This is a genomic window from Isoptericola sp. NPDC060185 (genome assembly GCF_042728595.1).
Lineage (GTDB): Bacteria > Actinomycetota > Actinomycetes > Actinomycetales > Cellulomonadaceae > Isoptericola.
Genome location: NZ_JBHWYY010000120.1, coordinates 1 through 6,962, shown reverse-complemented (window position 1 = coordinate 6,962; position 6,962 = coordinate 1). Strand labels below are relative to the sequence as shown.

Sequence of the window (6,962 nt, the reverse complement as noted above, 5' to 3'; positions counted from 1 at the left end):
CAGCAGGGCCGCCGTGGGTCACAGTGGCGGCATGGCCGGCAACGAGGTGAAGTTCCAGATCGACGTCCCCACGGAGCTGGAGGGCGGTGTGCCCGCGGACTTCGCGTCGCTGTGGCACACGTCGACGTCGTTCGTCATCGACTTCGTCGCGGCCACGAAGCCGCCGCAGCCGGTGACCGACCCCGACACGGGGGCGGTCACCGGCCGCGTGGTGCCGGGGAAGGTGGTGTCGCGCGTACGGATCCCCCCGCAGCAGGTGTTCGAGCTGGCGCGGGCGCTCACCCAGCAGCTCGACGCCTGGGAGCGCGAGACCGGCAAGAAGACCGACGGCGGCGCCTGAGCGCCCGGGGCCGGCCGGCTCAGAGCGCGCGCTCGGGCCGGGCGAGGATGCCCGGCACGAGGCGGGCGGCGAGGGCCGCGGCGCCGCGGACGGCGAGGAACCCGAGCGCGAACACGGCCAGCGCGGTGGCGATCGCGACCGGGTTGACGAAGACCGCCATCCCGACCAGCGGGAACATCAGCACCGCCGCGCACAGCGCCGAGCCGCCCGCCACCATCCACAGCGCCGACATCACGGCACGCCGGGACGCCTCGGTCATCACCGAGCGCGGCATGCCGAGCCGGTCGAGCGAGACGTGCACGGCCGCGCGGTCGAGGGTCGAGGCCGCCTGGTTGATGCCCACCGAGCACGCGACCATGAGGAACGACACCGCCACGGTGACGAGGACGCCGGTCGAGACGTCCTGCATGAGCCAGCGCTCGTCGGCATCCATGCCCTCGGTCGACGTCATGGAGGTCATGGCGAGGCCGACGGCGCCGAAGACACCGACGAAGCTGGTCATCGCGACGCCGCTGACCTGACGCCACGCGACCTTCGGGTCCTCGAGGATCATGCGGGCGGCGAGCAGCCGGGGCACGGTCTGGGCCTTGCGCACCTGCCGACGGGCGCGCACCCGCACGAACCACGGGCCCAGGGCGTCCAGGGCCAGCAGCATGCCGCCGAAGATCGCCGCCATCGTGCCGATGATCGCGACGATGCCGCCCATCTCCCCGAGCGCGCCCAGCATCTGCATGAGCAGGAGGCCGGCCAGGAGCACGCCCACGGCGATCACCACGCGCACCCAGTGCGCGGTGCCCGGCCGCTGCCGCGTGCGCACGCCCAGCGGCGTCACGACGACGGCCCGCAGCCCGACGACGGCGCTCGCGGCGGCCAGCAGCGTCACGCCGAGCACGGCGAGCGGCAGCCACCACCACGGCACCCACATCTGCGCGCCGAGGGCTTCGCCGCGGAAGTGCAGCAGCCCCACGAGCGGCGCGAGCACCGCGTACAGCACGACGCCGACGACGGCGCCGAGCAGCGCGGTGACGGCCGCCTCGAGCACGGTGAGCGCGGTGATGGTGCCGGTGGTGGCGCCGAGCAGGCGCAGGGACGCGAGCCGCTCGTCGCGGCGGCGGGCGGCGAGCCGGGCGGCCGACGCGCCGACGGTCGCGAGCGGCACGAGGAGCAGCACGACCGCGATGACGGCGAGCGACTCGTAGGTGGAGGCCAGGTCGTCGTCCCAGCGGAAGAAGGCCTGCGCCCCGCCCAGGACCACGAGCAGCAGGGCGGTGACCACGCCGAACGCGGCCACGGGCAGGGCGGTGGCGAGCCGGTCGCCGTCGCGCCGCCGGAACAGCGGGGCGAGCCGGAGCGCGGTGGTCAGCGGGCCGGTGGCTCGCGCGCCGGGGACGGACGGGGGCACGGTGATGGTCATCGCGCGGCCTCGGCGGTGGTTGCTGCGTTGGTCGCGGCGGCGGCGGCCGTGTCCGAGACGACACGGCCGTCGCGCAGCACGACGGTGCGGGCGCAGCGGCGCGCGACGTCGGCGTCGTGCGTGACGACGACGAGCGTGCGGCCCTGGGCGGTCGCGGAGAGGAGCAGGTCGAGGACCTCGACGGAGGTGGCGGAGTCCAGCGCGCCGGTCGGCTCGTCGGCGAAGATCAGCCGGGCCCCGGTGACCTGGGCGCGCGCGATGGCGACGCGCTGCGCCTGCCCGCCGGACAGCTCGCCGAGGCGCCGCTGCTCCAGGCCCGCGAGGCCGAGGTGCTGCAGCCACTGCGCCGCCTCCGCCTCCGCCTGCCCGCGCGGCACGCCCGCGAGCATCCGGGCGACGGCCACGTTCTCCAGCGCCGTCAGCTCGTCGAGCAGGAGGCCCTGCTGGAAGACGAAGCCGAGCTCCTCGCGCCGCAGCCGGGACCGCTCGGCGTCGTCCAGCGACTCGACGCGCACCGGCCCGCCCGCCGACGCGAACGTCACCGATCCCGACGTGGGGCGCAGGATGCCGGCGAGGCAGTGCAGCAGCGTCGTCTTGCCGGAGCCGGAGGCGCCCATGATCGCCACGGACTCGCCCTGGGCGATGTCGAGGTCCACGCCGTCCAGGGCGGGGGTGACCCCGCCGGGGTACCGCATCGTCAGGCCGCGAGCGCTCAGCAGAGGTGTCATGCCACCTACCTTCGCGCCGGGCGCGGGCGGGGCGCGTCGGACCACGAGCGGATTCGTCGTCGGGTCGGGTCCCCCTGCGGTATGACTTGCCCCTCAGGGGAGCCCCGGGCGGGCAGGGTCAGGCGACGTGCGCGGCGCGCGCGGCGGTGGTGAGGTCGACGACCAGGGAGCCGAAGGCGTCGTCCCAGCCGGATCGGTCGCGCAGCCGCAGCAGGGCCGACGGGTGCGTCGTCACGACGACGGCCGCGCCGCCCGAGGAGCCGTCCTCCGGGGCGTCCAGCACGCGGCCCCGCAGCTCGCCGATCCGGGCCGGTCGCCCGAGCAGCGCCCGCGCCGCGGTGGCCCCCAGGGCGACGGCGACCCGCGGTCGGACGACGGCCAGCTCGGCCTCGAGCCACGGCAGACAGGCGCGGACGTGTGCGACGCCAGGGGTCTTGTGCAGCCGCCGCCGCCCGCGCTCGGGCAGCTCGACGTACCGGAAGTGCTTCACCGCGTTCGTCAGGTAGACGGCTCCGGCGTCGAGGCCCGCGGCCTCGAGCGCGTCGTCGAGCACCCTCCCGGCTGGTCCGACGAAGGGCTCGCCCTCGCGGTCCTCCTGGTCGCCGGGCTGCTCGCCGACCAGCGCGAGGGCGGCGTCCGCAGGCCCGGAGGAGAACACCACCTGGGTGGTGTCGTGCCAGAGCTCGCAGCCTCGGCACCGGTGCGCCGCGCGCGCGAGGGCGTCGATGCCGGGCGTGCCGTCGGGGACCCAGCGGCCCCCGCCGGGGCGGTCGGTCGGGGGACGGGCCACGAGCTCCTCCGGGCGTTCGACGAGGGGGCACGGTCAGGATGGCGCGCCTGGCGAATGCTCGCCGACCGGCGGACGCCCCGCCCGCCCCGCCCGCCGGGACGTGACCCGGGCGCGGGTGCCCGTCCTGCTCGCCTAGGCTTGCCGCATGGCTTGGAGCTTCGGTCGTCGTCGGCCCACCACGTACCTGCTGGGCGAGCCGGTGGACCCGTACCCGGCCCAGGCGCCGGAGGCCGCGCGCGGACGCGTGCTGCGGATCACCGAGATCGGCGAGCCCGTGCTGCACACCCCCGCCGCCACGGTCGAGGAGTTCTCCACCCCGGAGCTCGCCCGCCTGATCGACGACATGTTCGCCACGATGGAGAACGCCGAGGGAGTGGGCCTCGCCGCTCCGCAGGTGGGCGTCGGGATCCGGCTGTTCGTCTACGACGTCACCGACGAGCGGGGCGACCGGCACGTGGGGCACGTCGTGAACCCGGTGCTCGAGATGGACCTCGACGCCGAGCCCGAGACCGAGGACGAGGGCTGCCTGTCCGTGCCCGGCGCCTACGAGCCGCTCGAGCGGCCCGGCGCCGCCACCGTCCGCGGCGTCGACCAGCACGGCGGCCCCGTGCAGCTGTCGGGCAGCGGGTTCCTGGCCCGCGCCTTCATCCACGAGTCGCAGCACCTGGACGGCACCCTCTACTGGGACCACCTGTCGCCCGAGCTGCAGGCCGACGCCCTGCGCCAGCGCGACGAGGAGCGCCCGGGCATCGTCGCCGGCCGCCGCGAGCTCGCCGTCGAGCTGGGCAAGAAGCCCGCCGAGTACCCGGACCGTCCCGCCGGCGGCCGCTGAGCCACGCTCGATCCCTGGTCGAGGCTCGCGACCGAGGGCTCAGAGCGTGCGGACCCAGTCCGCGACGGCGGCCGCGACCTCGTCGTCCTTGCCGCGCACGTCGTGGGCACCGGGGAGGGTGACCGTCGTGACGGGGCCGGGGACCGCCGCCGCGTGCTCGGCCAGCTCCGCCGGCGTGCCGAAGGGGTCGCGGTCGCCGGAGACGAACAGCACCGGCACGTCGAGCTGCGGGAAGTGCTCGACCCGCAGCTTCTCGGGCTTGCCCGGCGGGTGCAGCGGGTAGCTCAGCAGCACCAGGCCCGCGGACGGCAGGCCCTCGGCCACCGCCATCGAGCACATCCGGCCGCCGTACGACCGGCCGCCCAGCAGCAGCGCGTCCGTGCCGGCGCCGAGCGCGGCGGCGAGCCGCTCCGCCTCCGCGCGCAGGTGCGCGACCGCGACCGGCGGGCGGTCCGGCATCCGCTTGCCCGCCAACCGGTACGGGAAGTCGACCCGCTCGGTCGGCAGCGGCGGGTCGAGGTCGGCCAGCCGGCGCTCCACCGCGACCAGCGTGTGGTGGTCGCGGCTCGCGCCCGCGCCGGGGGTGAGGATCAGGCCTCGGGGCGTCGTCGTGGAGGGCACGGGTCCAGTGTCACCCGAGCCCCGCGAGGTAGTTCAGACCTCCGCGAGGTAGTTCCCCTTCTCGCGAGATAGTCCGCAATCTCACGAGGTAGTTCGCGAAGGGCAGAGGATTGCCCGCAATGCCTGAGATGTACGAACTACCTCGCGGGGATCCGGACTACCTCGCGGAGATCTGAACTACCTCGCGGGGGTGTCGCCGGCGGCGGCTAGCGTGCGGGCATGAACGAGGTCGAGCGGGACGGCATCGAGCCCGACAGCATCGAGCCCGGCAGCATCGAGCCCGGGAGCACCGTGCGCGGCGAGGACTGGTACGGGCGGGACCTGTCCGGGCTGGCGCTCCAGGAGGTGGAGCTGGTCGACGTGGACCTCACCGAGGCGACGGCCACCGGCGCGACGTTCGACCAGTGCACGTTCCGCGGGGTGCGGTTCAACGCCTCGGTGTGGACGGAGTGCGCGTTCATCGGGTGCGCGTTCAGCCGCGCCAACCTGTTCGACGCGCGGTTCGGGCGCTGCAAGCTGGTCGGCTCGCGCTTCGACGACTGCCGCTTCGACCTGCTGCACGCGGAGCGCGGCGACTGGTCGTTCGTGACGCTGCGGCGGGCGGCGCTCGCGGGCGTGCACCTCGAGAACCTGCGGATGCGCGAGGCCGACCTCGACGGCGCGCGCCTGTCCGGGGCGTCGGTGCTGGGCGTCGACCTGTCGGGCGCCGAGCTGACCGACGTCGACCTGAGCGGCGCCGTCCTGCGCGGCAGCGACCTGTCCGCGCTGGACCCGCGCGCGGCGCGGCTGGCGGGCGCCGTCGTCGACCCCGCCCAGGCGGTGGTGCTGGCCGAGGCGCTGGGGCTCGTCGTCACGCCCTGACGCGACCGAGGGTGCCCGACGGCGCCCGCCGGAAGTGGGCCTCGTCACACCACCGTCGCCCCCGCGCAGGTCCTGGCGCCGATCCTCCGGCGGCCGTCGCGGACGTCACCGCGCGGGCCATTTACATCGTTTACATTTCTTCGGAGCAGCGCCGCTGAGACGACGCCGGACCAGTGCAGGACACCGGAGGATGAGACAGCCCATGACGGACCAGGTCACGGTCAACCCGATCGTGCTGCAGCGCGCCGACCCATGCGTGCTCCGGCACCGGGGCGCCTACTACTTCACCGGTTCCCACCCGCAGTACGACCGCATCGTGCTGCGCCGCGCCGAGCGGCTCGAGGACCTGCAGGCCGCCGACGAGGTCACCATCTGGGAGCGGCACGCCGAGGGGCCGCAGTCGCACCTGATCTGGGCGCCCGAGATCCACCGGGTCGACGGGAGGTGGTACGTCTACTTCGCGGCCGCGCCGGACGAGTCCGTCACCACGGACGTGCCGGGCACCGACGACACCTTCAACCACCGCGTCTTCGTCCTCGAGAACTCCGCCGACGACCCGTTCGACGGCGAGTGGACCGACCGCGGCCAGGTCGACACCGGCTGGGAGTCGTTCGCGCTGGACGCCACGAGCTTCGTGCACGAGGGCGCGCAGTACCTCGTCTGGGCGCAGCAGCACCCGGAGGTCAAGGGGCACTCCAACCTGTACATCGCCCGCATGGCGAACCCGTGGACTCTCGCGACGCCCGCCGTCGAGCTCACGCACCCCGAGCTCGACTGGGAGACCCGGGGCTTCTGGGTCAACGAGGGCCCGTCCGTCCTCGTGCGCCACGGCCGCGTCTTCCTCACCTACTCGGGCGCCGCCACCGGCATCGACTACGCGATGGGCCTGCTCACCGCCGACGCCGGCGCAGACCTCCTCGACCCCGCGTCGTGGACCAAGAGCCCCGAGCCCGTCTTCGTGTCCGACCCCGCCGCCGGCCAGTACGGCCCCGGCCACAACTCGTTCACGGAGACGCCCGACGGCGACGCCGTCCTCGTCTACCACGCGCGGACCTACACGGAGATCGTCGGCGACCCGCTGCGCGACCCCAACCGGCACGCCCGCGCGCAGGTGCTGCCCTTCGACGCAGACGGCCACCCCGTGTGGGGCACGCCCGTCGCCGACACCCGCCCGACCCCCACCTCCACCGAGGTCCTCCCCGCCGACGGAGCCTTCCGATGACCACCACCACCGCGGCGCCCGGGAGCGCCGAGCCCCGGGCCCGGGACTCGCTGCGCAAGCCTCCTCATGCGTGACGACCGCCGGCACCCGCCCCTCGCCGAACAGGCAGTTGACACCGTGATGGCGCTCTGCGGAGCACCATCACGGTGTCAAC

Annotated in this window: 8 protein-coding genes; 4 read left to right on the top strand and 4 right to left on the bottom strand. The window is 74.8% G+C overall.

Annotated features, from left to right (window positions below; translation table 11 throughout):
• On the top strand, window positions 1-340 hold a 340-nt coding region (locus ACFWDO_RS20690; RefSeq protein ID WP_380347151.1), incomplete at its 5' end, for a DUF3467 domain-containing protein.
• A 19-nt stretch (window positions 341-359) separates the two neighbouring features.
• Here the strand turns inward: ACFWDO_RS20690 and ACFWDO_RS20685 are convergent.
• The 3 genes from ACFWDO_RS20685 to ACFWDO_RS20675 form a co-directional block, all read right to left on the bottom strand.
• Window positions 360-1,754 carry an FtsX-like permease family protein gene (locus ACFWDO_RS20685; RefSeq protein WP_380325917.1) on the bottom strand — a complete coding sequence of 465 codons (1,395 nt, stop codon included), beginning with the start codon at window positions 1,752-1,754 and terminating at the stop codon, window positions 360-362.
• Complete coding sequence (locus ACFWDO_RS20680) at window positions 1,751-2,482, bottom strand: ABC transporter ATP-binding protein (protein WP_380325920.1); 732 nt, start codon at window positions 2,480-2,482, stop codon at window positions 1,751-1,753. Before ACFWDO_RS20680 ends, ACFWDO_RS20685 begins: the two co-directional genes overlap by 4 nt.
• 118 nt (window positions 2,483-2,600) lie before the next feature.
• Window positions 2,601-3,272, bottom strand: a complete 672-nt coding sequence (locus ACFWDO_RS20675) for a UdgX family uracil-DNA binding protein (protein ID WP_380325923.1) — start codon at window positions 3,270-3,272, stop codon at window positions 2,601-2,603.
• Window positions 3,273-3,417: 145 nt separating this feature from the next.
• Between ACFWDO_RS20675 and def the strand changes: the two genes are divergently transcribed.
• Complete coding sequence (gene def, locus ACFWDO_RS20670) at window positions 3,418-4,104, top strand: peptide deformylase (protein WP_380325926.1); 687 nt, start codon at window positions 3,418-3,420, stop codon at window positions 4,102-4,104.
• A gap of 39 nt (window positions 4,105-4,143) precedes the next feature.
• Here def and ACFWDO_RS20665 read toward each other — a convergent pair whose 3' ends face one another.
• Entirely contained in the window at window positions 4,144-4,725 is a 582-nt protein-coding gene (locus tag ACFWDO_RS20665) for an alpha/beta family hydrolase (RefSeq protein WP_380325929.1), read from the bottom strand.
• Window positions 4,726-4,944: 219 nt separating this feature from the next.
• On the opposite strand from ACFWDO_RS20665, the gene ACFWDO_RS20660 reads away from it, so the two are divergent.
• A complete protein-coding gene (locus ACFWDO_RS20660; RefSeq protein WP_380325932.1) occupies window positions 4,945-5,586 on the top strand; it encodes a pentapeptide repeat-containing protein in 642 nt (213 codons plus the stop codon).
• 202 nt (window positions 5,587-5,788) lie between these two features.
• Window positions 5,789-6,808: a family 43 glycosylhydrolase gene (locus ACFWDO_RS20655; RefSeq protein WP_380347149.1), complete on the top strand. Its 1,020-nt coding sequence runs from the start codon at window positions 5,789-5,791 to the stop codon at window positions 6,806-6,808.
• Window positions 6,809-6,962: the final 154 nt, after the last annotated feature.

Bases quoted from the DNA above. Each gene is read 5' to 3' on its own strand.
- ACFWDO_RS20685 (WP_380325917.1), bottom strand. From the start codon at position 1,754: ATGACCATCACCGTGCCCCCGTCCGTCCCCGGCGCGCGAGCCACCGGC.
- def (WP_380325926.1), top strand. From the start codon at position 3,418: ATGGCTTGGAGCTTCGGTCGTCGTCGGCCCACCACGTACCTGCTGGGC.
- ACFWDO_RS20660 (WP_380325932.1), top strand. From the start codon at position 4,945: ATGAACGAGGTCGAGCGGGACGGCATCGAGCCCGACAGCATCGAGCCC.
- ACFWDO_RS20655 (WP_380347149.1), top strand. From the start codon at position 5,789: ATGACGGACCAGGTCACGGTCAACCCGATCGTGCTGCAGCGCGCCGAC.
- ACFWDO_RS20680 (WP_380325920.1), bottom strand. From the start codon at position 2,482: ATGACACCTCTGCTGAGCGCTCGCGGCCTGACGATGCGGTACCCCGGC.